At 71.6% G+C, this 20,691-nt stretch carries 18 protein-coding genes and 1 pseudogene; 9 read left to right on the forward strand and 10 right to left on the reverse strand.

Translation table 11 applies throughout. From position 1 onward, the window contains the following. The first annotated feature begins 9 nt into the window (after positions 1 to 9). Complete coding sequence (locus ABEA24_RS31210) at positions 10 to 1,029, forward strand: hypothetical protein (RefSeq protein ID WP_345434911.1); 1,020 nt, start codon at positions 10 to 12, stop codon at positions 1,027 to 1,029. A gap of 183 nt (positions 1,030 to 1,212) precedes the next feature. On the opposite strand, the gene malQ is transcribed toward ABEA24_RS31210, so the two are convergent. Both malQ and ABEA24_RS31220 read right to left on the reverse strand, forming a co-directional pair. Next, positions 1,213 to 3,300: a 4-alpha-glucanotransferase gene (gene malQ, locus ABEA24_RS31215; protein WP_345434913.1), complete on the reverse strand. Its 2,088-nt coding sequence runs from the start codon at positions 3,298 to 3,300 to the stop codon at positions 1,213 to 1,215. A gap of 57 nt (positions 3,301 to 3,357) precedes the next feature. Continuing rightward, a complete protein-coding gene (locus tag ABEA24_RS31220) occupies positions 3,358 to 4,767 on the reverse strand; it encodes an amidase (protein WP_425551254.1) in 1,410 nt (469 codons plus the stop codon). 204 nt (positions 4,768 to 4,971) lie between these two features. Between ABEA24_RS31220 and ABEA24_RS31225 the strand changes: the two genes are divergently transcribed. From ABEA24_RS31225 to ABEA24_RS31235, 3 genes are all read left to right on the forward strand, one after another. Continuing rightward, complete coding sequence (locus tag ABEA24_RS31225) at positions 4,972 to 5,820, forward strand: nuclease-related domain-containing protein (protein WP_345434917.1); 849 nt, start codon at positions 4,972 to 4,974, stop codon at positions 5,818 to 5,820. Between the two features lie 126 nt (positions 5,821 to 5,946). Next, complete coding sequence (gene ilvD / locus ABEA24_RS31230) at positions 5,947 to 7,791, forward strand: dihydroxy-acid dehydratase (RefSeq protein WP_345434920.1); 1,845 nt, start codon at positions 5,947 to 5,949, stop codon at positions 7,789 to 7,791. 164 nt (positions 7,792 to 7,955) lie between these two features. After that, on the forward strand, positions 7,956 to 9,059 hold the full coding sequence (locus ABEA24_RS31235; protein ID WP_345434923.1) for a beta propeller repeat protein: 1,104 nt from the start codon (positions 7,956 to 7,958) through the stop codon (positions 9,057 to 9,059). 102 nt (positions 9,060 to 9,161) lie between these two features. Here ABEA24_RS31235 and ABEA24_RS31240 read toward each other — a convergent pair whose 3' ends face one another. Together ABEA24_RS31240 and ABEA24_RS31245 are read right to left on the reverse strand one after the other, a co-directional pair. Then, positions 9,162 to 9,941: a class I SAM-dependent methyltransferase gene (locus ABEA24_RS31240; protein ID WP_345434925.1), complete on the reverse strand. Its 780-nt coding sequence runs from the start codon at positions 9,939 to 9,941 to the stop codon at positions 9,162 to 9,164. 163 nt (positions 9,942 to 10,104) lie between these two features. Next, the gene (locus ABEA24_RS31245) at positions 10,105 to 12,219 is read right to left on the reverse strand and encodes a prolyl oligopeptidase family serine peptidase (protein ID WP_345434927.1); all 2,115 of its coding nucleotides are present in this window, start codon (positions 12,217 to 12,219) and stop codon (positions 10,105 to 10,107) included. 115 nt (positions 12,220 to 12,334) lie between these two features. On the opposite strand from ABEA24_RS31245, the gene ABEA24_RS31250 reads away from it, so the two are divergent. The 3 genes from ABEA24_RS31250 (at position 12,335) to ABEA24_RS31260 (ending at position 14,444) form a co-directional block, all read left to right on the forward strand. Then, entirely contained in the window at positions 12,335 to 13,450 is a 1,116-nt protein-coding gene (locus ABEA24_RS31250) for a PAT1 family protein (protein ID WP_345434929.1), read from the forward strand. 222 nt (positions 13,451 to 13,672) lie between these two features. Then, the gene (locus ABEA24_RS31255) at positions 13,673 to 14,182 is read left to right on the forward strand and encodes an HNH endonuclease (RefSeq protein WP_345434931.1); all 510 of its coding nucleotides are present in this window, start codon (positions 13,673 to 13,675) and stop codon (positions 14,180 to 14,182) included. 58 nt (positions 14,183 to 14,240) lie between these two features. Then, the gene (locus tag ABEA24_RS31260; RefSeq protein WP_345434933.1) at positions 14,241 to 14,444 is read left to right on the forward strand and encodes an FmdB family zinc ribbon protein; all 204 of its coding nucleotides are present in this window, start codon (positions 14,241 to 14,243) and stop codon (positions 14,442 to 14,444) included. 126 nt (positions 14,445 to 14,570) lie between these two features. Here the strand turns inward: ABEA24_RS31260 and ABEA24_RS31265 are convergent, their stop codons facing one another. From ABEA24_RS31265 to ABEA24_RS53745, 5 genes and pseudogenes are all read right to left on the reverse strand, one after another. Then, on the reverse strand, positions 14,571 to 16,508 hold the full coding sequence (locus ABEA24_RS31265) for an FtsX-like permease family protein (protein ID WP_345434935.1): 1,938 nt from the start codon (positions 16,506 to 16,508) through the stop codon (positions 14,571 to 14,573). A 2-nt stretch (positions 16,509 to 16,510) separates the two neighbouring features. Then, positions 16,511 to 17,281 carry an ABC transporter ATP-binding protein gene (locus ABEA24_RS31270; RefSeq protein WP_345434937.1) on the reverse strand — a complete coding sequence of 257 codons (771 nt, stop codon included), beginning with the start codon at positions 17,279 to 17,281 and terminating at the stop codon, positions 16,511 to 16,513. Positions 17,282 to 17,436: 155 nt separating this feature from the next. Further along, complete coding sequence (locus ABEA24_RS31275) at positions 17,437 to 17,532, reverse strand: DUF397 domain-containing protein (protein ID WP_345434939.1); 96 nt, start codon at positions 17,530 to 17,532, stop codon at positions 17,437 to 17,439. Next, a complete protein-coding gene (locus tag ABEA24_RS31280) occupies positions 17,529 to 18,140 on the reverse strand; it encodes a DUF5753 domain-containing protein (RefSeq protein WP_345434941.1) in 612 nt (203 codons plus the stop codon). The genes ABEA24_RS31275 and ABEA24_RS31280 overlap by 4 nt, the downstream gene beginning before the upstream one ends. 41 nt (positions 18,141 to 18,181) lie before the next feature. Beyond that, a pseudogene (locus tag ABEA24_RS53745) lies at positions 18,182 to 18,355 on the reverse strand (helix-turn-helix domain-containing protein); the annotation flags it as partial. Between the two features lie 90 nt (positions 18,356 to 18,445). On the opposite strand from ABEA24_RS53745, the gene ABEA24_RS31285 reads away from it, so the two are divergent. Next, positions 18,446 to 18,886, forward strand: a complete 441-nt coding sequence (locus tag ABEA24_RS31285; RefSeq protein WP_345434943.1) for an ATP-binding protein — start codon at positions 18,446 to 18,448, stop codon at positions 18,884 to 18,886. Positions 18,887 to 18,917: 31 nt separating this feature from the next. Here the strand turns inward: ABEA24_RS31285 and ABEA24_RS31290 are convergent, their stop codons facing one another. Next, on the reverse strand, positions 18,918 to 19,271 hold the full coding sequence (locus tag ABEA24_RS31290; RefSeq protein ID WP_345434945.1) for a VOC family protein: 354 nt from the start codon (positions 19,269 to 19,271) through the stop codon (positions 18,918 to 18,920). Positions 19,272 to 19,614: 343 nt separating this feature from the next. Between ABEA24_RS31290 and ABEA24_RS31295 the strand changes: the two genes are divergently transcribed. Further along, positions 19,615 to 20,628 carry a LacI family DNA-binding transcriptional regulator gene (locus ABEA24_RS31295; protein WP_345434947.1) on the forward strand — a complete coding sequence of 338 codons (1,014 nt, stop codon included), beginning with the start codon at positions 19,615 to 19,617 and terminating at the stop codon, positions 20,626 to 20,628. Positions 20,629 to 20,691: the final 63 nt, after the last annotated feature.

A 20,691-nucleotide genomic window follows, 5' to 3' on the forward strand; every position in this document is an offset into this window, starting at 1 on the left:
AGTGAACGGGTGGAGACGGCACGCGAAGTACTCACGACACTCGCCTGGCGCTACGCCTTCGGGGACCTCGCCGCGTTGTGCGAGGCGGGGGCGGCGGGGCTGCGACCGGACGTCGCCGCCGAGGTCCGGCTGCTGTGCTCGTTCGGGCAGCGGCTGATCGACCTGGACGCGGAGGACTTCGGCGTGCCCGAACGCACCGGAGACCCGGTCGTCGACGCCCACAAGGTGCCCGACGACCTGCTGGCCCGGGCCCGGGCCAGCAGGATGCCGCAGTCCGCCAAGGAGCGCACCCGCGGGGCGCTGCGGACCCTCCGCCCCGCCTACGGCCTGCTGCTCGAGGTGATCGAGGCCCGGTGGCGGCGCCGGGAGATGGCCGGCCTGGTCGCCGCGGTGCACATCGCCGCCGAATACCTCCCGCTGCTCGCCTGGGAGCCGGTCCTGGGCCACGCCGGCGACCCGGCGCTGCTGCCGGCGGCGGTCGGCGGTCCGGACAGCCGGTTCGGCGTGATGCCCGAGCCGGGGAAGCCCCGTGAGTGCGACCTGACGCGCCCCGAGCAGTCCGCCGCCGAGCGCGCGCTGCGGGTGGCCGGGGAGCCCGGTCCCGGCTGGCGCGCCTACCTCGACCGCCAGCACAGCACGCTGGCGTCCGCCCTCGGCCGCTGCGCCGCGTCGTGCCGTACGCCCTGTGACGTGGTCACGCGCCTGTCCCCCGACGTGCTGGACGCCCTGTCCGCCCGCTGCCGGCTCGCACAGGAGTTCTCCGACGGCGCGCTCGTGCGCCTGCGTCACGCCGCGCCCGTCGGCCACGGCTTCGGTGTGCCGAGCCCGGAGGAGGTCGAGGAGGCCTGGTCGCGCACCCGAAAGTCGCTCGGCAACCAGCCGCTCGGGCGGGCCGTGGCCGAGCCCAGCACCGTCTACTGCCTGCCAGGTCTGCCCGAGGTGTTCTCCGCCGCCGCCGGGCGCCCGATCCTGCCCGACACGCTCCTGCACGACGTCGCCGCGCACATCGTCGACATCCTGAACCGTTAGTGCCGCCGACGGCCCCTAGCTCATCCCGAGCTAGGGCAGAGCGGCCTTCCACGGGCCACTCGCGCCGTCACAGGCCGCCCGCGCCGTCACAGGCCGCCCGCGCACCACGAGCCCCCGCCGTCACGAACCGCTTGTCCCGTCACAGACCGCCCGCGCCGTCACAGACCGCTCGCGCGGGGACGGTCAGCCGAGCACCGGGCCGAGGGCCCTCATCAGGCGCGGATGGCGGGGAAGGTCGTCGAGGAGCACCGGGTGGCCGGCGGCGTCCGCGAGAGGGATCCGCCAGTTCGGGTACTCATCGACCGTGCCCGGCTGGTTCTGCGTACGCCGCTCGCCCACGGCGTCCGCCAGCGACACGCCGACCAGCCTCGCCGGCGTCCGCGCGAGGAAGGCGTGCAGCGCCGCCGTCATGTCGGCCGTGTCCAGGCCGAGCGAGGTCAGCAGTTCCTTCCACCCGTGCAGCGACCGGTCCAGCTCCGCGTACTCCTCGGCGGCGGGCCGGGTGAGCAGGCCCAGGCGCTCGCGCAGGGCGATGTGGTCGCCGCCCAGGTAGCCCTCGATGGGCGGCATGTCGTGGGTGCCCACGGTGGCCAGACACGGCTCCCGCCATGCCTCCGGCGGCAGCGGCGCGCCGCTCTCGTCGCGTTCGAACCACGCCATCGACGTGCCGAACACCCCACGCTCGGCGAAGACGTCGCGCATGTAGTCCGCCACGGTGCCCAGATCCTCGCCGATCACCACCGCTCCGGCCTCGTACGCCTCGAACAGCAGCACTCCCAGCAGGTCCCCGTACGGGTAGGAGACGTACGTCCCGTCGGCCGGGGAGGCGCCTCGCGGCACCCACCAGAGCCGGAACACCTGCATGGCGTGGTCGAGGCGGAGCCCGCCGGCGTGCCGGAGCACGTGGCGGAGCATGTCGCGGTACGGCGCGTAACCGGCCGCCGCGAGCCGCTGCGGGTGCCAGGGCGGCTGGCCCCAGTCCTGGCCGCGCTGGTTGAACTCGTCCGGCGGCGCGCCCACGCTCATCCCGGACGCGAACAGGTCCTGGTACGCCCACGCGTCCGCACCACCGGGGTCGACCCCGACGGCCAGGTCGTGGACGATCCCCAGCCGCATGCCCGCCTCGCGCGCCGCGCCCTGCGCCGCGCCGAGCTGCTCGTCCAGCCACCACTGCAGCCGGCGATGGAACTCGACGCGGTCGGCGTGCCGATCGCGTTCGATCGCGACCGCCTCCGAGCAGGGGTCGCGCAGGTCGGCCGGCCAGGACGGCCAGAAGGCCCCGTGTTCCTCCGCCAGGGCGCACCAGGTCGCGAACGCGGTCAGCGCCTCGCCCTGGCGCTCCCGGAACGCCGCGTACGCCGCCGCGCGCTCCGGGGCGAGCGGCACCTCGGCGAGGAGCTCCAGCGCCGCCCGCTTGGCCGTCCACGCCGCGTCGCGGTCGATCTCGCCGGTCGTACGGGACCGGGCCCGCTCCGGCGCGGCCAGTTCCTCGATCCGGCGCCTCGTCTCCGGGTCGGCCGCGGCGTACTCGGGCACCTCCTCCGGCCGGAGATACAGGGGGCTGGTGAAGCGGCGGCTCATCGGCAGGTACGGCGAGGGCCGGACCGGCGGGGCCGGCTCTCCCGCGTGCAACGGGTTGACCAGAACGAACCCGGCACCGAGCGCGCCGCCGCTCCAGACCGCCAGCTCCCGCAGGTCGGCGAGGTCGCCCATCCCCCACGAGCGGCTCGACCGCACGGAGTAGAGCTGGGCCATCAGGCCCCAAGAGCGCTCGCCGGGGTCCGGGGCCCGCGACGGCGCGACGATCAGCGGCGCGACCTCCTCCCGGTCGCCGCGCCGGGCCCGTACCCGATGCCACCCGAGCGGCGTCTCCGGCGGCAGCCGGTACGCCCTGCGAAACCCGGCGACCCCGGCCGAGGTCGCGGGCGGCCGCGACGCCGAGGCCGACGACCCGGGCTCGGCGGGTTCGAGGGGGAGCTTGCCGCCGGTCGCGAGTTCGATCCACACCTCGGCGTCGTCCGCCGCGAGCAGGTCCTCCCCCGCGAAGACGACGGCGGTCGGGGGGAGAAGCCGGGCGCGGCGCTCCGCCTCGATCCGCTCGAGCTCGCGGCGTGCGGTCTCCGGCGAGGAGACGTCCGCGCCCAGGGCGGTGAGGACGGCTCTGATCGTCGTGACGGGGACGTCGGCCGGCCGGCCGCGCCAGTCCGTGTAGGAGGTCTCGACGCCGTACGCGGCGGCGAGCGCGTTCAGGTCCTCCGTGTCCTCTGCCACGACGCTCCCGTCCTCGGTCCTGCTCCCGGCTCCTGCCACGTGGCTATGCCCCGTGGATCAGTCCCAAATCGGCGGACGGCGGTCCGCCCACGGACGGGCCTCTTCCAGTTGCGCCGACAGCGCGATCAGCGTCGCCTCGTCGCTCGCCCGGCCGACCAGCATGACGCCGATCGGCAGGCCGCCGTCGGTCCAGTGCAGCGGGACGTTCACCGCGGGCTGACCGGTGACGTTGTAGACCGAGGTGAACGGCGTGAAGCGCTTCTGCCGCTCGAAGTTCTCCGCGGGGTCGGCATCCTCGAAGTATCCGATGGGGACGGGCGGCTGCGCGAGGGTCGGGTGCAGGATCACGTCGTAGCCCTCGAGGACCGGCAGCCCTCTCCGGACGGCCGCCTGCAGCGTCGCCTGGGCGTGCAGCAGCTGGTACGCGCTGATCGTCCGGCCGCGTTCGCGCAGCCATCGGGTGAGGGGGCGCAGCCGCTCCTCGCGCTCGGGTGGGACCGGGGTGAGCGTGGCCATCGCCGCCCAGAGGGTCTCGAAGTGCGGCATCAGTTCGCCGTTCCAGGGCGGGTCGATGTCCTCGACCTCGTGGCCGAGCTCCGCCAGCAGCTCGCTGGCGGCCTCGTACGCGGCGAGGCAGTCGGGGTGGACCTCGGCGCCCGGCACCGGGGGGACCGCGCTGCGGCCGACGCGCAGCCGTCCGGGCGCCCGGTCGGCGGCCTCTAGGAAGGTCCCCTCGGGCGGCGCCGCGCGGTACATGTCGCCTGGAGCGTTCCCGGCCATGACGTCGAGGAGGAGGGCGGCGTCCCGTACGGTCCGGGTGATGGGCCCATGGGTCGCCAGGCCGACGAGGTCGGGCACGAAGGGCCCGTGGCTGATGCGGCCGCGCGTCGGTTTGATCCCGAACAGGCCGCAGACGCTGGCCGGGATCCGGATGGACCCGCCGCCGTCGCTGCCGTGCGCGGCCGGGGCGAGCCCGGCGGCGACCGCGGCGGCGGCGCCCCCGCTGGAGCCTCCCGCGGAGCGTTCGACGTCCCAGGGGGTGCGTGCGGGAGGCGCGACGGCGTTCTCGGTATAACAGGGCAGTCCGAATTCCGGCGTATTGGTCTTCCCTAGAAGAATCGTGCCCGCCTCACGGAGAAAAGCGACGACGTTGTCGTCGCCGAATGCCGTGAAGTCGTCATAGGCCGCCGAGCCGAGCGTCGTCCGTACGCCCTTGACCATGTTGAGGTCCTTGATGGGGACGGGAACGCCGAGCAGCGGGGAACCGTCGCCCGCCATCACCGCCTGTTCGGCGGCCTTGGCCTGGTCACGGGCCAGATCGGCGGTCACGGTGACGTAGGCGCCGACCTGGTCCCCCAGGCGGTCGATGCGCTCGAGGTAGTGCTCGACGACGTCGACGGGCGAGAGTTCGCGGCTGCGGATCGCGGCCGCTTGGTCCCGCATGCTGAGATGATGAATATGCGTCACAAGTGAAAACGGTACGCCCACCGAAAGTTGCAGCAGCGCAGCGGGGGATGGAATTTATCTACCCTGGTAGGATGCCACCGAACCGCTCAAGGGCGGGGACAAAAGTATCAACCGGACACGACTATGCACTCCGCTCGGGCTCTGGTTACGCTTCGCACGGGAAGATCATGTGTGCTGCCGTCAATCGAGCACGGAGTGTTGACAATGGCCAGTGTGGAGCGAGGCGAGTCCACTCAGACGTCCACACGCGAGCACCCTGACGACGAACGTCCGTTCGAGCTGCCCGGCGAGGACGACTCGGCCGAACGTCCTGGCGAGGGACGCCCGCCCAGGCGGCGGAGGGAGCAGGCGATCGGGGGCCGGATCAGCGATCCGCAGATCCAACGCTGGATGATCCGGATCGGCGCGGCCGCCATCCTCGGCCTGCTGTTCGCGATCGTCTTCGAGATCCGGATCGGTCTCGCCGTCGCGGTGCTCACCGTGATCGTCGATATCGTCCGACGATCGCGGCAGCACTCCAGCGTGGAGGCCTGGCGCAAACCGTCGGTCGCCGAACGCAGGACCGAGCGGCAGCTGCGGGGCATGGAGAAGGCCGGCTATCGCACCCTCCACGCCCGCGCCGTTCCCCGCGACGAGGACGGCGTCAGCGATGGGCAGATCGACCACCTCGTGATCGGGCCCACCGGCGTGTACGCCGTCGACTCGGAGAAGTGGGACAAGCGGCTCCCCGTACGCGCGCTGTCGCACCGCAAGCTGTTCCTCGGGCCGTTCAACAAGAAGGAGCGCCTGGACGAGGCCCGCTGGGAGGCCGACCAGGCCAGCAAGCTGATCAGCGGGGAGCTCGGGTACGAGGTGCCCGTGCAGCCGTCGCTGGCCATCTACGGCCCGGCGATCTCCTGGAAGGTGCTGATGGTGCGCAACGTCGACGTCTACTCGGGCGGGCGGGCGCGCAACTACCTGCGGCGCCGGCCCAAGATCCTCACCACGGTGGACATCGAGCGCATCTACAACGCCGCCGAACGCGTGCTGCCCCCGAAATACCCCGGCTCCTGACCGGCCGGGGCTCCCCCCACGTGCCCGGATCCCGGGGTCGACGTCTCGTAACCTGAGACCGGCGTCTCATGCGCGTCGCCGACCCCATACGATCGAAGTCTGAGCACGAATCGATGGGAGAGGCAGATGCCCCCGCTGAGGTCACGAACGGTCACGCACGGCAGGAACATGGCGGGAGCCCGGGCCCTTCTTCGGGCCACCGGCGTAGCGCGTGAGGACTTCGGCAAGCCCATCATCGCGGTCGCCAACAGCTTCACCGAGTTCGTCCCCGGCCACGTCCACCTGCGCGAGGTCGGCCAGGTCGTCGCCGCCGCCGTCAAGGAGGCGGGCGGCATCCCGCGCGAGTTCAACACGATCGCGGTCGACGACGGCATCGCCATGGGCCACGGCGGCATGCTCTACTCCCTGCCGTCGCGGGAGCTCATCGCCGACTCGGTCGAGTACATGGTCAACGCGCACTGCGCCGACGCCCTGATCTGCGTCTCGAACTGCGACAAGATCACTCCGGGCATGCTCATCGCGGCCATGCGGCTCAACATCCCGACCGTGTTCGTCTCCGGCGGGCCGATGGAGGCGGGCAAGCCGGTGGACGGCACGACCAAGCTCGACCTGATCGACCCGATGATCGCCGCCGCGGACGAGTCCGTCTCCGACGAGACCCTCGCCCAGATGGAGGAGAACGCCTGCCCGACCTGCGGGTCCTGCTCGGGCATGTTCACCGCCAACTCGATGAACTGCCTCACCGAGGCGATCGGCCTGTCCCTCCCCGGCAACGGCACGGTCCTCGCCACCCACGCCGCCCGCAAGACGCTGTTCGAGGACGCCGGCCGCCGCGTCGTCGAGATCGCGAACCGCTACTACCGCGACGACGACGAGTCGGTGCTGCCGCTGAACATCGCGACCCGCGACGCGTTCGAGAACGCCATGGCGCTCGACGTGGCGATGGGCGGGTCGACCAACACGATCCTGCACCTGCTCGCCGCGGCCCGCGAGGCCGGCGTCGACTTCGGCCTGAAGGAGATCGACGAGCTGTCGCGCCGCGTGCCCTGCATCTGCAAGGTCGCCCCGGCCACCGCGAAGTACCACATCGAGGACGTCCACCGGGCCGGCGGCATCCCCGCCATCCTCGGCGAGCTCGACCGGGGCGGGCTGCTCAACCGTACGATCCACACGATCCACAGCGGGTCGCTGGGCGAGTTCCTCGATGCGCACGACGTCCGCTCCCCGGGCGTCCGGCCGGAGGCGGTGGAGCTGTTCCACGCCGCGCCGGGCGGGGTCCGCACCACCAGGCCGTACAGCCAGGACAACCGCTGGGAGGAGCTCGACCTCGACCGCGAGCAGGGCTGCATCCGCGACGTCGAGCACGCCTACACCAAGGACGGCGGGCTCGCCGTGCTGTACGGCAACCTGGCCGTCGACGGCGCCGTCGTCAAGACCGCAGGCGTCGAGGAGGAGCTGTGGACCTTCGAAGGCCCGGCCGTCGTCTTCGAGAGCCAGGATGACGCGGTCGAGGGCATCCTCGGCAAGAAGGTCAAGCCCGGCGACGTCGTCGTCATCCGCTACGAGGGCCCCAAGGGCGGCCCGGGCATGCAGGAGATGCTGTACCCCACGTCGTTCCTGAAGGGCCGTGGGCTCGGCAAGGCCTGCGCGCTGATCACCGACGGGCGCTTCTCCGGCGGCACCAGCGGACTCTCCATCGGCCACGCCTCACCGGAGGCGGCCGCGGGCGGTGACATCGCCCTCGTCGAGGACGGCGACCGGATCGTCATCGACATCCCGCGCCGGGAGCTGCGCCTCGACGTGCCCGCCGACGAGCTCAAGGCCCGCCAGGAGCGCCTCCTGAAGGAGCTGGGCTCCTACCGGCCCCGCGACCGGCACCGTCCGGTGAGCGCCGCCCTGCAGGCCTACGCCGCGATGGCCACCTCGGCCTCCACCGGCGCGGCCCGCGACATCTCCCAGCTCGGCGGCTGATCGCCCGGATCCGGTGGGCGGACGGCGCCCACCGGACCGCTCTTCCGTTTCCCGGATCGGCTGCGGCGTGTCAACCCGCAGTCAAGCTCGCGTGTCGAACCTATGGAAGATCGACATCTCGCGAGACCCGCTCTCCGCGAGCCCGGCGACGGAATGGAAGAACCATGCTCGTCTCGCTGAAGCGTGTCGCGACGGCCGGCGTCATCGGCCTGCTGGCACTCGGTGCCCGGCCCTCCACCGCACACGCCGCATCGGACCCCGAATGGCGCATCTCGTACACCTCGCCAGGCTTCCCGCAAGACGGCCTCGCAGAGGTCGCGGCCACCGGACCGAACGACGCCTGGGCGGTCGGCTCCGGCCCCTGCTGTGGACGCGACCAGCGAAAGATCCTGCACTGGGACGGCGTCCAGTGGCAGACCGTCACTCCGCCGCCCGCTCTTCCTAAGGCCTTCTACCCGGATCTGCGCACGGTCGCCGCCTCGTCGCCGACGGACGTATGGGTGTTCGGGTCCGACGCGAACTCGCTGGTCTTCGGCCACCACTGGGACGGCGTCACCTGGCAGACCACAGAGTTCGGCAAGGACGTCGTCATCCGAGACGCCGTGGCGCTCGGCCCCAGGGACGCGTGGTTCATCGGCACCACGGGCCTCGAGACCGGCGAGAAGCCGATCGCCGAGCACTACGACGGCGACACGTGGACGACCTTCGACCTGCCCGGCAACCCGACGGCGATCAGCGCCGTGGCGGCCGATGACGTCTGGGCGGTCGGACAGGCGAACGGTGACGCGGCGGCGATGCACTGGGACGGGCGGCAGTGGGAGACGGCGGCGCTTCCGAAGCCGTCCGTCGGCCCCGGCGTCCGCGTGGTCTCCAGCGACGTCCTGGCGACGGGCCCGGACGACGTGTGGGCGAGTGCGGTGCTCGCGAAGAACGGCCTCGAGCCGGGAGTGGTGCTGTGGCACCGATCCGGCGGGAGCTGGCAGCAGGTGAACATCGACGCCCCGGAAGACTCCGTGACCAAGCTGGCATCCGACGGCGCGGGCGGTCTGTGGATGGTGTCCGCCGGCGTCCGACCCAGCGCCGACCTGCTCCACTACAGCCAGAGCGGGCTCACCCGCGAGGCCGCACCGGTCGGGTCCGCCAAGGACGCCAGCATGAACGCGATCACCCTGATCCCAGGCACCCGTTCGCTGTGGGGAGCCGGTGAACTGGTCCTCGACAACGGAAAGTCGGCAGCGGCCGTCTACCGGTACGACCCCGCGAGCTGACCCACCGATCCGGCGGGCGTCACCCGCCCGCCGGATCGCTCCCGGGTTCGCCTCGCCGCCGACGCGTCCATGACGACACAGGGGCGCTGCGGCTCGGGCGTCTCAGTCTCGGGTGCCGCCGACGAACTGCATCAGGCCGTACGCGCGCTGGCGCAGGGTCGTGAAGCCGCGGGCCCGTAGGGCCTGGCAGAGGTCGTCGGCGCCGAACATCCGGATGCCCGTCAGCTGGCTGAGCGCCGCGATGCCCGGGCCGACGAGCGGGATCTCCGGCCGCCGGGTCGTGAGGAACACGACCCGGCCGCCCGGTTTGAGCACGCGGGTGATGCCGTCGATCGCGGTCCAGGGGTCCTCGAAGAGGTACAGCCCGCCGAAGCAGCACACCGCGTCGAACACGCCGTCGCTGAACGGCAGGTCCGCCGCGTCGCCGCGGACATAGGCGACGTCGGCGGCGCCGTTCTCGCCGCGGCCGGTCGGCCGGACCGTCTCGGCCACCGCCCGGTCGAGCATGGTCGAGGAGGCGTCGATGCCGACGACGAGCCCGTGTCCCGTCATCCCGGCGGCCAGCGCGCGGGTGATGTTGCCCGGCCCGCAGGCCACGTCGAGCACGGTGCCGTCCGGGACTGCGGCGAGGTCCAGCCAGTCGCGGGCGAGGGCGTACTCCTCGTCCAGGCTGGGCCCGAGCGGTCCCTTCGACAGCCCGAACAGCACCGGCCGCCACAGATCCTCGTAGATCTTCGGGAGGAACCCGGAGCGCATGAGCCGTTGCGCGAGCGTGCCGTGCGGACCCGCCTCCTCGCCGAGGAGGTCGAGGTAGCCGCGCGACACGTCCGGCTCGGCGGGCGGCGGGTCGAGCAGGGGCAGCACGCGTTCGACGGCGGTCAAGGGGCCTCCCTCCTCGCCCGACCAACCCACCCCGACCGACCTCCCGGCCTCGCCCGACCAACCCACCCCGACCGACCTCCCGGCCTCGCCCGACCAACCCACCCCGACCGACCTCCCGGCGTCGGAGGAGTGACCGGGCGCGCTGCCTTCTTGATTCGCTCGCTCATGTGCGCTGTGGTTCCTCGTCCAGCGCCAAGCCGGTGTGGGCGGCCATGAACGACAGGGTGTCGACGCTCAGCTCGATCGAGCGGCTGACCGCGCGGGCGCCGTGTCCGACCTCGGCCTCGTTGCGCAGGAGGATGGGCCCGCCGTCGTCGGTGCTCGCGTACTGCAGCGCCGCGCACATCTTGCGGGCGTGCAAGGGGTCGACGCGGGTGTCGCTCTCGAAGACCGTGAAGAGGGTCGCCGGGTAGGCGACGCCCTCACGAACGTGGTGGTACGGGGAGTAGGCGTGGAGCCAGCCGAACTGCTCCGGGTCCTCGGCGGAGCCGTACTCGACGTTCCACGTCTGGCCGAGACCGAACTTCTCGTACCGCACCATGTCCAGCAGCGGCGCCGAGCACACCGCCGCGGCGTACAGCTCGGGCCGCTGGGTGATCGCCGCTCCGACGAGCAGGCCGCCGTTGGATCCGCCGGAGATCGCGATCCGGTCCGCGGTGGTCCATCCGTCGGCGATGAGCTTCTCGGCCGCGGCGTGGAAGTCGTCGAAGACGTTCTGCTTCTTGTCCAGCATGCCGGCGCGGTGCCACTCCTCGCCCTCCTCCGAGCCGCCGCGCAGGTTGGCGACGACGTAGACGCCGCCGGCCTCCACCCAGGCGAGGGTTCCGGCCGAGTACGCGGGCGTGAGCGGGACGTTGAAGCCGCCGTAGCCGTAGAGGATCGTCGGCCGGGGCGTGCCGTCGCCCGGCACCGCGTCGGCGCGGGCGACGATGAGCATGCGGACCTCGGTGCCGTCCTTGGAAGCGTAGGTCACCTGGCGCGCCTCGACGTCGGGCACGTCGACCGTTCCGGGCGCGGACGCCCACAGCGTCGTCTCGCCGGTCCTGGCGTCGAAGTGGTGGACGGACGTCGGTGTCGTGTGGTCGACGTAGGTGAACCACGCCTCGTGACCGCCGTCGGGGTGATCGGTGATCCCGCCGATCGTGCCGAGGCCCGGCGCGGGGACCTCGCCGATCCGCTCGCCGGTCACCAGGTCGTGGATGGTGATCTCACTGATCGCGTGGCGGGTCCACCCGGCGAGGAGGATGGGCCGGTCGAGGTCGTCGAGGATCGCGAAGTCCGACAGGACCGCCTCGGAGTCCTCGGGGATCAGATCGCGCCAGGTGCCGGGCGACAGATCGGTCGGGTCGGCCACGCACAGCCGGGCGCGCGGGGCGTCCCGGTCGGTGAAGACGTACGCGCGGCCGTCGCGTCCGACGTGCACGCCGGTCTCGGCGTCCACGCCCTCCTGGACGACCCGCAGCTCCGGGGTCTCGAGCGGAGACGTGCTCAGGTCGGCGATCCACAGGTCGTTGCGCGGCGCGGTGCCCTGCGAGGAGGAGAGGGTGAGCCAGCGCCCGTCGCGGCTGACGCCGACGCCGTAATAGTTGGTCTTCTCCCGGCCCTCACCGAAGATCATCACGTCGTCGGTCTCGGGGTCGGTCCCCACCCGGTGCAGGTAGACGCGGCGGTGGTACTGCTCCTCCCCCGCGGGAACCTGCCCGGCGGCGAGCCGCCGGACGTAGTAGTACGCGTCGCCGCCCGGCAGCCAGGCGATCGGGGTGTAGCGGCACCGGTCGATGGGCCCCTCGATCGTCTCGCCGGTGGCGACGTCCATCACGTACAGCTTGGACTCCTCGTCGCCGCCGTGGGACAGCTGGTACGCCAGCAGGCGCCCCTCCTTGTCCGGCTGCCAGGAGTCGAGCGTCGTCGTGTGGGTCGGGTCGAGCGCCATCGGGTCGATCAGTGCCCGCTCGCTCGTCTCGCCGGGGTCGACGGTGTAGAGGACGGCGTGCTCCTGCTCGGCGGTGCGCCGCATGAAGAACCGGCGCTCGCCCCGCCAGACCGGAGCGCCGACGCTCCCGGCGCCGAGCAGCTCGCGCACCCGCGCCCGCAGCCTGTCCCGGCCGGGCAGGTCGTCGACCTCACGGTGGAACAGCTCGTCCTGGGCCGCCAGCCATTTCTTGGTGTCGTCGGCGTTCGGATCCTCCAGCCATCGGTACGGATCGGCGACGGGATGACCGTGGATCTCCTCGACGATGTCCTGACGATGCGCGGACGGGTACTGCGGTCGGCTCATGACCGCACTTTAACGAGGTCGGCGTACCGGCCCGCGCCTGGCGTGGCGGTTTCCCCCCGGTCGCCGCACCGAGAAAGATGTGGGGCGCGTCTTTCCACGTCACTCGGGGGGAACAATGGAAGACACGATCGACCCGCATAGAACGGCCGCACGCGCGAGTCGGTACGGCCGCCGTACGGCCCTGGTCGCCGCACCGGCGCTGGCCGCCGTCGCCCTGGTGGCCGGCGCGTCGGCCGGTTCGTCCGCGCACGCGCTCGCGCCGAAGCCACACGCGGCCCACGAGGCCCAGCAGGTGCGAGCGGCCCAACAGCGCTCAGCGCAGCTGGCCCACGAGGCCCAGCAGTTGCGGGCGACCCACCAGCACTCAGCGCAACTGGCCCACGAGGCCCAGCAGTTGCGAGCGCTCCAACAGCGCTCGGCGCAACACGCCCACAAAGCCCAACAACCGAGGTCGGCCCACCAGCACCCGGCACAGCCGGCCCACAAAGCCCAGCAAGCGAGGCCGACCCAGCAACACCCGGTACAGCCCGCCCACAAAGCCCAACAGCACCCAGCGCAACCGGCCCACGAGGCGCAGCTGGCGCGACCGGCCCACCTGCACGTGACCCAAGCGGCCCAACCGGCCCAGCAGCACCCGGCTCAGCCGGCGCATGAGGCACAGCAGGGACGACCGGCACAGCAGCACGTTGCCCAGCAACAGGCTCAGGGGCCCCGTGAGGCGCAAGGGTCGCGGCCGGCCCAGCAGCACCCGGCTCAGTCGGCCCATGAGGCGCACGGGCCGGCAGCGGCCGGGCCGCCCCACGCGGCGTCGCAGGAGGGCGCTCAGCACTCGCGCGAGACGCAGGGAGGGCACCGGTCGCAGGAGGCGAGCCTGCGGTTGGTCTTCGGCCGGCCCGAGCCGGCTCCGGACGGCTCCGGCGTCATCTGGCGCTGGACCGTGGTGAACGAGGGATCCCGGCCGGCCGACGATGTCGTCGCGACACAGAAGGTCACGTCCGGTCACAAGATCCTGGGGACGTCGAAGCCCTGCACCGCGGACCACGAGACCGTCGTCTGCCGGTACGAGACGATGGGCGCCGGCGACAAGCGCACCGGCTGGCTCAAGACCTCGGGGAGCCTCACGGGCGGTCCGCTTCGCCTCGACGCCAGGATGACATGGCGCGAGCAGCGGGGTGAGGAGGCCGCGTCGCACGCCGGAGCCGAGACGCAAGGTCGTCACCCGGGTCACTGACCCGCCTGGCCGCCTCCACGGGCGCGCTTCCAGCGAATACCCCAGATTATGGGGTAGCGGGATCAGCATCTCAGCAGCCACACTGAATTCCAACTCGGGTATCACCCATGAGGAGGTCCTCGTGTCGGGTGCGCTGGTGAGAAAGATCGTCATGCCTCATGCCGAGGCACGCTGGAGCGTGGCCCGTGAGGCGGGCGGCGCCTGCGGCGCGGAGGCCGTCTGATGAGACAGGTCCTGCTGCTCAACGCGACGTACGAACCCCTGACAACCCTTCCCCTGCGGCGTGCGGTCTGCCTGGTCCTCCGGGAGAAGGCCGAGATCGTGCATCATGACATATCCGGAGCCCAGTTGCGATCGGCCACCGTCGTCGTCGAGATGCCGTCGGTGATCCGACTTCTCCGCTACGTCCGCATCCCCTACCGACAACGGGTGCCGCTCACCCGGGCGGCCCTCATGCGGCGCGACAGCTTCCGGTGTGCCTACTGCGGTCTTCGCGCGGAGACGATCGACCACGTCATCCCGCGCAGCCGCGGGGGAATGCACATCTGGGAGAACTGCGTCGCCTCCTGCACGCCTTGCAACCACCGCAAGGCCGACAAGCTACTGGAAGAGATCGGGTGGAAGCTGCGCGTCGTCCCGGCCGTTCCGCGCGGGGCGCACTGGCGGCTCATCGGCCTGGTCAACGACGGCGACCCGCAGTGGGCGCCGTATGTCACCGAACCCGCCGCCTGACCGTTCCGGTCACCGGACAGAGCATGACGGACGGGCGGTGACGTCGTACGCTGTGGCCGTGCCACGCTACGACTACCGCTGCCGCGCCTGTGGCGCGACGTTCGAGGTCTCCCGTCCGATGGCCGAGGCGTCCGCGCCGGCCTCCTGCCCCGACGGCCACGACGACACGGTGAAACTGCTGTCCACGGTCGCCGTCACGGGCGGCGCCACCGCGGCCCCGCCCAGCGGCGGCGGCTGCTGCGGAGGCGGCTGCTGCGGCTGAGCCCCGTTCCACGACGGCACCTGCCGCAGACGCCCTGCTTCTGCCTACCCGCGCGTTCGGGCGTTGTCCGCGTCCTCTGACGACATCGGTCGTCATTTGACCGGCTTCGATACCGGCCGGATGCCCTCACTCCCGAGCGGTCGCCAGCGCCACCGGCGGCACCCGGGTCGCCGACAGCGTGCTCCACGCGCTCGCCACGGCGGTCACGATGAACGCGCCGGGCACCAGCAGGCCCAGTAGTTCCCACGGCACCGCGACCAGGGGCGTGCCGACGGCCCGGACGGCGGCCGCGCCGATCCCGGCGAGCGCCCCCGCCGCGACGAGGAGGCCGAGGAGCAGCCCGATCGCGGTGACCGCCGCCGCCTCGATCAACGCCATCCGCACGACCTGCGGCCGGCTCATCCCGGTGAGGCGCACGACCGCGAACTCGGTCTTGCGCTCGGCACCGGCGATGACCACCGCGTTGACGACGGCGACGGCCGCGTACAGGCCGCCGAGGCCGACGAGCACCGCGAAGATGGCCTCATTGCCCTTCTGCTGCCGGTCCGCTTCGTCGTCGGCCCAGTCCGCCAGGCTGCGGACCGTCCCGATCCCGGCCGCGCGGATCCGCGCGGCGACGGCCGAGGGGGCGGTGCCGGGCATGACCTGGATCACCGTACGCGTCGGCGCCTTGGCCATGACGTCCGCCGGGACCAGTTCGCGCGGCAGGAGGAAGCCGTCGGCGCCGTTCTCCAGCACGGGGGCCATGACGGCGACGATCCGCAGCCGTACGCCCTGCCCGCCGATCCGGGCGACCGCCACGCCCCCGCGCCGCAGGCCCTCCTCGCTCAGGCCCGGTCCCACCGCGATCGTCCGCCCCCGCAGGGCCGCCAGCGAACCGGAGCGGGGCGCCCGTCGATACGTCTGCCGGTACGCGGACGGATCCACCGCGACGATGCCCGAGTAGTAGGTCCGCCGGTACGCGCGGCGCCCGACGGTCACGGCGATCGGGACGGTGGCCTGCGGCGACGCCACGGCGACACCGGGCACGGCCGCGATCCGGGACGCCTGGGCGCCGGTGGAGTCGACGACCAGATCGCCGGCGACGATGCGCTTCTGTTCCTCGCCCCCCATCCGTCCCAGGGAGGCCAGGGTGCCCATGAGGCCGACCACGAGGGACACCAGCACGATCAGCGGCGCGGCGGTGGAGGCGCTGCGTCGTACGGCGTCCCGCAGGTTCGCCTGGGCGATCTCGCCGAGAATGCTCCGGCGCAGCGCGAGGCCGAGAAGGCCGCCGACGAGCGGCACGACCAAGGGGCTGAGCAGGCTCAGCGCCACCGCTCCGACCACCGACACGGCCATCGCGATCAGAAGGGCGCCGAGGACGTCGACGCGGCCGGTCTGCGCGGCGGCGACCAGCCAGATCACGAACGCCAGCGAGGACAGGCCGAACACCCAGCGGGCCACGGTCATGACCCGGGCGGCACGCCCGGTGTCCCGCAGTGCCTCCAGCGGCCGCACCAGGGCGGCGCGGCGCGCCGCCGCCAGCACGCCGAACAGTGCCACGGTGAAGCCGACGCAGGCGGACGCCAGCATGATCCCGCCGTTCAGGGCCGGGGCCACCGCGCCGGGCAGGAACCCGAACGCCGCCAGCAGCCAGGCCTGGGCCCACGTGCCCGGCACCCCGAGCAGGACACCGGCCGCCGCGCCGACCGCGCCGAGCAGCGCCGCCTCCGCCAGCAGCAGCACGACCAGCTGTGGACGGCTCCCGCCTGCCAGCCGCAGAAGGGCCAGCTCACGGCGGCGCTGGGCCACGGTGAAGGCGAAGGTCGAGCCGACGATGAACAGCGCGAGGAACCCCGCGAGCATCACCGTCATGCCGAGCAGCGTCGCGGCCCCCGCGTAGGCGTCCCGGATCCGCTCCCGGGCCTGGCCGGACAGTCCCGCGGGGATCCGGGCCTCGGACACCGCCGCCATCATCGACAGCGAGGCCTGCATCAACGCGACGCCCAGGGCGACGGCCAGGATGGCGCCGGTGAACAGGCGCCGGTGCTCCCGGAAGTTACTGAACGCGATCCCCGGCATGCTCAGCCCTCCAGCCGCGCGAGCCGGTCGGCGACCTCCCGGGCCGACGGGCGCAACGCCTGGTCGACGATCCTGCCGTCCGACAGGAACACCACCGCGTCCGCCCGCGCCGCCGCGGCGGGATCGTGGGTGACCATGACGATCGTCTGCCCGGCCGAGTCGACCATGGTCCGCAACAGCTGGAGCACCGTACGGGCCGACGCCGAGTCCAGCGCGCCGGTCGGCTCGTCGGCGAACAGCACCGCGGGCCGCGTCACCATCGCCCGCGCGATCGCCACCCGCTGCTGCTGCCCGCCGGAGAGCTCCCGGGGCCGGTGCCGCAGCCGGTCCGCCAGGCCGACGGCCTCCAGCACCTCGCGTACGGCCTGGCGGGAGACCGTGCGCCGGGCGAGCTTCAGGGGGAGCGCGACGTTCTGCTCCGCGGTGAGCGAGCCGACCAGATTGAAGGTCTGGAAGACGAACCCGACGGTATGCCGTCGCAGGGCGGTGAGAGCGCTGTCCGGCGCGGAGGTGATGTCCTGCCCCCTCAGCAGGACCCGCCCGCCGCTCGCCTTCTCCAGCCCGGCCGCGCAGTGCAGCAGGGTCGACTTCCCCGACCCCGATGGCCCCATCACGGCCGTCCACGACCCGGCGGGAAACCCGATGCTCACTCCGTCGAGCGCCCGGACCTTCGCGTCCCCGCGCCCGTACTCCCTACTGACCTCGCGCAACTCCACCGCCGGCGCGGCGGGCCCGGCATGCCACGCCCGCCCGATCGTCTGTCCCTCCGTCATAAGGCGATCTCATCGTCCGTTGGATCCGGGAACATCAGCCCAGGACACCAACCCGAGGTATGCCTGGCCCTACCCCCACCGCTCCGGCCCGCCCGACCGCCGACCCCGAAGACGAAAGGCCCCCGCCGGGCGGCGAGGGCCGTGTACGCGGAGGGTCAGGTCTGCTCGATCTCCTCGCAGCCACCGACCTTGACCTCGACGCATTGTCCGCCGCCGGAGTCGCTGCGACTGCTCTTCCGCCAGTCGGTCATCGCATCTCCTCCATCACTCGCTTGATCAGGTCGCGGGACGCCGAACGGGACAGACAATCTGCCCCGATCTCGTCGAACCGTACAACGAACCGTCGGACACCTGGGCCATCCAGCACGAGCCGGCCACCCTCCGCCGCCTCCGTATACGCGATGTCGCCCTCAGGGTCACAACTCATGATCTTGAATGCTCCGGTCAGCCCGAGGTAGTAGCCCGCCGAGCGCGGGTAAACACGCACGACCACGTCCGGTTGCTCCGATACTTCGAGAAGGCGCGCGAGCTGTTCGCGCATGACCTTGGCTCCTCCGACCGGCCGGTCGAGCACCCCCTCGTCCAGCAGGACGTGCAAGCGCGGCGGGTTCTTCCGCGTCAAGATCCGCTGGCGGTCCATACGCAACTTGAGGTCCGCTTCAGGGTCGCCAGACCCCTCCGTCGCGATTGCTACGCGTGCATAGTCCTCCGTCTGCAGCAATCCCGGGATGATGAGCGGCTCAAAGATTCTGAGGGCGTAGGCGCGAGCCTCGTACAGAAGGTGTTCACGGAACCAGTTTGGATCATGCCCTTCTTGGGCGAAAGTGAACAGCCGGACAAAGTGCCGTCCGTTTGCCACGCTTCATCGAGGGCCCTGAGCTTTTTCAGGTCCGGGCGACGGCGACCGCTCTCGAAGTTTGAAAAGTGGGCCGCACTGACGCTGACGATCTTTCCTGCAGCGGAGAGGGAGACCACCCGCTGCTTGCGATATCTCCGCAGCTCATAGGCCAACCAAGCCCATAGCGATGACTGCGGATCCAGCGTCTCGACGCCGACCATGACCGCCCCCAGCATTTTCACTCTTCACTGTGCAACCCGCACCGTAACAAAACCAGGCCATCATTTCTGCTATTCACGAAAGCCCATCGATAAGTGGGGCGAAAAATGGACGCACCGGACACGGTAACGCCGGCGGCCTGGGTACCGGCCGACGACGACGGAACGCTACGGATCTATAAAGCCGAACCCACTGCCGCAAAGGCGGCCCGGGAGTTCGCGGGCGAGTGCCTCACCGCACACGGTCGGGCCGATCTCCGGGAGCGTGCCGAGGAGGTCATCTCCGAACTCGCGACCAACGCGATCCGCCACGCGACTCCGCTCGGTGGCATGTTTGCGGTCCGTTTCGCGCGCAGCGGGCACGCGTACGTCTTCGACGTGATCGACAGACGCCCCGATGCATTCCCCACGGTCCGCGACGCCGGGGAGCTGGACGAAGGCGGTCGCGGCCTGATCCTCGTCGAGGCACTCACGGACGCGTGGGTGTTCTTCACCCGGCCGATCGATGGCCTCGCATCCGTAAAGGTGGTCAGAGCCGCATTCCTATGAAACGCAAGTGCCGCGTCACCACCCCACCTGGTCAGCCGTGGGCGATCACGCAGAAGCGGTTGCCCTCCGTGTCCGCGAGCACGACGAAGTCCGCGTCCTCCGGATAGTCCTGCCAGTCCACGCGGGACGCGCCGAGGCCGACCAGCCGGTCGACCTCGCCGGCCTGGTCGGCGGTGTACAGGTCGAGGTGAACGCGCGGCCGGTCCTGCACCGGCGTCTCGGACAGCCCGAGGGAGATGTTCGGGCCATCGCCGGACGCCGGCGTGAGCACCACCCACGTCTCCGTAGGCTCCTCGCGCGGCACATAATCCAGCGCCCGGCCCCAGAACTCCATGGCCCGCTGCACGTCCGACACGCCCATCACGATCGATCCCACTCGTACCATCGCCCGATTATCGAATGGGTGTGGCTCTTCTGGAGGGAGGGGCTGATCTGGGCGGTTGTGGATTGCCTGCCGTGCTCGCTGCGACAGGTAGATCAGGGCCGCTGGTGTCGATGTCCTCGTCGTTCACAGCAGGGGCCGGTCGTGCCTCGGGGCTGCCTGGATTTCGCTGGCCTATGGCCTGTCGGCGCCTTCTTGCAGGGGTGGTGGCGATGGGTGGTCCGGGCGGGGGGAAGTCTGCGGCGGCGGCAAGCCCGTCCACGGTTCGTACTCGGCGTTCGCTTGACGCTGTTCCCCTGCCGACCGCGGTGTGGTCAGGCGGTGGCGGGTCTGTACGCTTGCCGAGGTGAGTACCCGTTCAGTTCGGCGGCCGCCGGTTCTCGCCGACGTGGCGAGGGCGGCGGGTGTGTCCGTGCCGACGGTGTCACGGGTGCTCAGTGGTTCGGCGCCGGTCAGCGCGGACAAGCGCCGACAGGTGTTGCGTGCGATCGAAGAGCTGGGGTATCGGCCGAACGCCGCCGCGCAGGCTCTGGTCACCGGCCGACGCTCGATCGTCAGCGTCCTGACCGCTGACACCACGCGGTATGGGTACGCCGAGACCATCCGGGGCATCGAGGAGGCCGCCCGGGCGGTGGGGCTCGTCGTGGCGATCACCGTCCTGGACACCGACGCCGAGGAGTCCATCGAGGCGGCGGTGGATCTCGCGCTGGGGCAGCCGTTGGCCGGGGCGATCGTGCTGGAATTCGACATCAGGGGCAGTCGCGCGCTCACGATTCTGCCGAAGTCGCTGCCGGTGTCGGCGGTGTCATCCGGGTCAGAGGGGCGGCGGGTGCCGCGGGCGTTGTTCGACGACCGCTCGGGTGGCCGGGACGCCACCAACTATCTCCTCGGGCTGGGCCACCGCACCGTCCACCACGTGGCGGTACCGGGATCGGGGCGCCCGAGCGGGCGGACGCTGGGTTGGCGTGAAGCGCTGGAGGCGGCCGGGGCGCCGGTGCCGGAGCCGCTGATGAGCGACTGGACGGCCCGGTCGGGCTACCAGGCGGGTGTGAGTCTGGCTCGGCGACGCGATGTGACCGCGGTGTTGTGCGGCAACGACGAGATCGCCTTCGGCGTGATCAAGGGTCTCCAGGCCGAGGGTCTGCGGGTACCCGAGGATGTCAGCGTGGTCGGCTTCGACGATCACCCGCTGGCGGAGATGTGGACGCCGTCGCTGACGACGATGGGCCAGGACTTCGCGGAGCTGGGCCGGATGGCGGTCGGCTTCCTGCTCGGACGACTGGGCGGCGGAGCGTACCGGGCTCCCTCGTCGAGTCTGAAACTGGTGGTCCGCGGCAGCACGGCGCCACCCCACCCGTAGTCCGCCGTTCTCTACCGAGTTCCCGGCCGGTCGCGCGCTGTGTCCGCCTGACTTCAGGTGTCG

Origin of the sequence: Actinoallomurus vinaceus, assembly GCF_039542055.1 — a bacterium.
In the GTDB taxonomy this organism is placed as follows: domain Bacteria; phylum Actinomycetota; class Actinomycetes; order Streptosporangiales; family Streptosporangiaceae; genus Actinoallomurus; species Actinoallomurus vinaceus.

What these genes read in the sequence shown, in the direction of transcription:
- ABEA24_RS31255 (WP_345434931.1), top strand. Translation starts at nt 13,673, where the DNA reads ATGAGACAGGTCCTGCTGCTCAACGCGACGTACGAACCCCTGACAACC.
- ABEA24_RS31225 (WP_345434917.1), top strand. Translation starts at nt 4,972, where the DNA reads ATGGCCAGTGTGGAGCGAGGCGAGTCCACTCAGACGTCCACACGCGAG.
- ABEA24_RS31275 (WP_345434939.1), bottom strand. Translation starts at nt 17,532, where the DNA reads ATGACCGACTGGCGGAAGAGCAGTCGCAGCGACTCCGGCGGCGGACAA.
- ABEA24_RS31265 (WP_345434935.1), bottom strand. Translation starts at nt 16,508, where the DNA reads ATGCCGGGGATCGCGTTCAGTAACTTCCGGGAGCACCGGCGCCTGTTC.
- ilvD (WP_345434920.1), top strand. Translation starts at nt 5,947, where the DNA reads ATGCCCCCGCTGAGGTCACGAACGGTCACGCACGGCAGGAACATGGCG.
- ABEA24_RS31285 (WP_345434943.1), top strand. Translation starts at nt 18,446, where the DNA reads ATGGACGCACCGGACACGGTAACGCCGGCGGCCTGGGTACCGGCCGAC.
- ABEA24_RS31270 (WP_345434937.1), bottom strand. Translation starts at nt 17,281, where the DNA reads ATGACGGAGGGACAGACGATCGGGCGGGCGTGGCATGCCGGGCCCGCC.
- ABEA24_RS31235 (WP_345434923.1), top strand. Translation starts at nt 7,956, where the DNA reads ATGCTCGTCTCGCTGAAGCGTGTCGCGACGGCCGGCGTCATCGGCCTG.
- ABEA24_RS31245 (WP_345434927.1), bottom strand. Translation starts at nt 12,219, where the DNA reads ATGAGCCGACCGCAGTACCCGTCCGCGCATCGTCAGGACATCGTCGAG.
- ABEA24_RS31290 (WP_345434945.1), bottom strand. Translation starts at nt 19,271, where the DNA reads ATGGTACGAGTGGGATCGATCGTGATGGGCGTGTCGGACGTGCAGCGG.
- ABEA24_RS31250 (WP_345434929.1), top strand. Translation starts at nt 12,335, where the DNA reads ATGGAAGACACGATCGACCCGCATAGAACGGCCGCACGCGCGAGTCGG.